This window comes from Cellulophaga sp. F20128 (assembly GCF_023015805.1).
Classification (GTDB): Bacteria; Bacteroidota; Bacteroidia; order Flavobacteriales; family Flavobacteriaceae; genus Cellulophaga.
The window spans coordinates 1-3057 of record NZ_JALKBA010000046.1; the positions used below are offsets into that span (position 1 = coordinate 1).

Here is a 3057-nt window from a genome sequence, read left to right on the forward strand (position 1 = left end):
TTGTTTAGTTTTCCCTCCTAACAAGGAGGGACTAAGGGAGGTGTTCTTTAGAGTAACACTTATAAGTGATTAAGAGGTGTTATTTTTACCCGACTGGTTCTCGATACATTTTCTTTTAAAAAAAACAAGAAAACACTCGAACTGACATCGTTTTAATTGTTCAGCCAATACGTGGAAATCGAATAAAAGGATTTCCATTCCAATACGAAGGGACTAAGGGAGGTATTCTTTAGAGTAACACTTATAAGTTATTAAGAGGTGTTATTTTTACCCGACTGGTTCTCGATACATTTTCTTGTAAAAAAAACAAGAAAACACTCGAACTGACATCGTTTTAATTGTTCAGCCAATACGTGGAAATCGAATTAAAGGATTTCCATTCGAATGCGAAGGGACTAAGGGAGGTATTTTGAAATACTCCTAACTACAAAATCGTAATAGGTCTTACCATGAGGGACGTATTTTTTATATAAAGCTTCATCTTGCAACTCAGTTTCAAATTGAAGTAGAGGTAGCAACCTTAAATCGTGAACCTCACTGTCTTGTTTTTTTAACTTGTCAATAGGTACTTTTAGCTCACATATATAGGTGTGGTGGTATTCACAATCTAATAAATCATCGGCATGTCTGTGCACCGATTTAAAACAACCTATTTTATGCAAATCGGACGGTAAAACGGTAAGTCCAATTTCTTCTTCTATTTCCCGAATAGCAGCCACGAGTAGATCTTCTCCAGCGCCAATATGTCCGGCAACAGAAACATCCCAAAGCAGGGGATGTGTGGACTTTTTTTTCGCCCGTTGCTGCAATAGAATTTCGGTATTCGCAGTATACAACCAAATGTGAGTTGTGGCGTGGAACCAACCATTTCTATGCGCTTCAGATTTCATAGCTGTTCTACCAATAGGGTTTCCATGGGTATCTAAAATATCTATGCGTTCATCCATACTACCTATAATATTAAGGTAAAAAAAAGCCCCTTTACAAAGGGGCTTTTAAGTAATTAGTCAAAATAGCTAAAAGTTTCTCCTTCTTTAATTGTGAGTAAGGTCTCGTAAATCAGACGGATTACATTCTCAACATCATCGCTATGTACTGTTTCTACAGTAGTATGCATATAACGCAAGGGTAAAGAAATTAAAGCAGAGGCAACCCCACCATTACTATAAGCAAAGGCATCAGTATCTGTACCTGTGGCTCTAGAGGCCGCCATGCGCTGAAACGGAATTTTGTTTGCCTCGGCAGTTTCTATAATGCGTTCTCTAAGTTTGTTTTGTACAGCAGGCGCGTAACTAATTACGGGTCCAGCACCAATTTCTGTAAAGCCTTGTGTTTTTTGCTCAATCATTGGGGTGGTCGTATCATGACAAACATCAGTAATGATGGCAACATCTGGTTTAATGGTTTGTGTTATCATTTCAGCACCGCGCAAACCAACTTCTTCTTGTACGGCATTGGTAATATACAAGCCAAAAGGTAACTTTACCTTGTTCTCGTGCAGTAAGCGTGCAACTTCAGCAATCATAAATCCACCGGCACGGTTGTCTATAGCTCTACATACATACTTATTTTTATTTAGTATTTTAAATTGATCTGGATACGTAATAACACAACCTACATGCACCCCCATTTTTTCAACTTCTGCCTTATCTTTTGCGCCAATATCGATACAAATATTATCCAGTTTTGGGGCTTCTTCTTTGGCTTTGTTTCTAGTGTGTATGGCGGGCCAACCAAAAATACCTTCTACAATCCCATTTTTAGTGTGGATATTGACCCATTTCGATGGTGCAATTTGATGGTCACTACCGCCATTTCTAATAACATATAACAAACCGTTGTCTGAAATATAGTTTACATACCAGGAAATTTCATCGGAATGCCCTTCAATAACAACTTTGTATTTGGCATCTGGATTAATAACACCAACCGCAGTTCCGTAAGTATCAGTAATAAATGTATCTACATAAGGTTTTAAATAATCCATCCATATTTTTTGACCCTCCCATTCATACCCCGTTGGGGCAGCATTATTTAAATATTTTTCGAAAAAATCTAATGATTTTTTATTGATAATCTTCTTTGCGCTCATAAACGTATATATTTAGGTACAAACTTAACAATATTCACTTTTATTTAATAATATGATTAAATGTTTATCGTTAATTTTACAAACTACTTATAGTTAGATGAAGCTGATGAAGAAAATAACATTCCTATTTTTTGCTTTGATGGTTGTTTTTGTACAATCGCAGGTAGTGCAGACAAATGACACTATTTTGTATGATTATATAAAAATAGAAGGCGACTCTATTTTTCAATCTTCAATTCCTTTGAATGAAGTGTATGTTTTTGGTCCCTTAAAGTTTGAATCGAAAGAGGCTAGAATGCGCTACTATATATTAAGGAGAAAAACCTTAAAGGTGTATCCATACGCTAAAATGGCAGCCGAAAGATTGGTGGTGTTAAACGATAGTTTAAATAAGATTACAAAAAATTCGAAAAAGAGGAAGTATACTAGGGAAGTTCACAAGAAAATTGAAGAAGAATTTTCGGAGAAATTGAAAAAATTAACCCGTACGGAAGGTCAGATATTGATAAAATTGATTAATAGGCAAACGGGCGATACAGCTTTTGGATTGGTAAAGGAGTTGCGAAATGGTTGGCGGGCATTTTGGTACAACAACACGGCAAAGGTTTTTAAGATTAGTATTAAGGAGGAATATCACCCAGAAAGTACGCATGAAGACTATTTAATAGAAGATATTTTGCAAAGAGCATTTTCAGAAGGAAGGTTAAAAGAACAACCTTCGGTTTTGAATTATAACTATACTGCTCTGATTAACAAGTGGCTACCAAAAAAGAGTGAAAAATAATTCTTGCGCAATCCATTAATTTAGGTTATATTTAATCCCTTGTTTTTTTATTTTAAACTTTATTTTATTGGTTTTCAAGGATTTATAAATTAATTTCAAAAAAGATTTAAAAAGGGTTGTTAGAAACAAAAAGGGGTGTATATTTGCACCCGCTAACAGGAAAACGCAGGGTTTTAAAAGT

Annotated in this window: 3 protein-coding genes; 1 reads left to right on the forward strand and 2 read right to left on the reverse strand. The window is 35.5% G+C overall.

Annotated elements, in window-relative coordinates; translation table 11 throughout:
* Nucleotides 1-395: 395 nt before the first annotated feature.
* Together MWU65_RS17350 and MWU65_RS17355 are read right to left on the reverse strand one after the other, a co-directional pair.
* Entirely contained in the window at nucleotides 396-947 is a 552-nt protein-coding gene (locus MWU65_RS17350; protein WP_247079944.1) for an NUDIX domain-containing protein, read from the reverse strand.
* 56 nt (nucleotides 948-1003) lie between these two features.
* Nucleotides 1004-2092 (reverse strand): M42 family metallopeptidase, encoded by a 1089-nt coding sequence (locus MWU65_RS17355; protein ID WP_247079945.1) that lies wholly within the window; start codon nucleotides 2090-2092, stop codon nucleotides 1004-1006.
* A 106-nt stretch (nucleotides 2093-2198) separates the two neighbouring features.
* Between MWU65_RS17355 and MWU65_RS17360 the strand changes: the two genes are divergently transcribed.
* Nucleotides 2199-2876, forward strand: coding sequence for a DUF4294 domain-containing protein (locus tag MWU65_RS17360; RefSeq protein WP_247079946.1), 678 nt, complete (start codon nucleotides 2199-2201; stop codon nucleotides 2874-2876).
* Nucleotides 2877-3057: the final 181 nt, after the last annotated feature.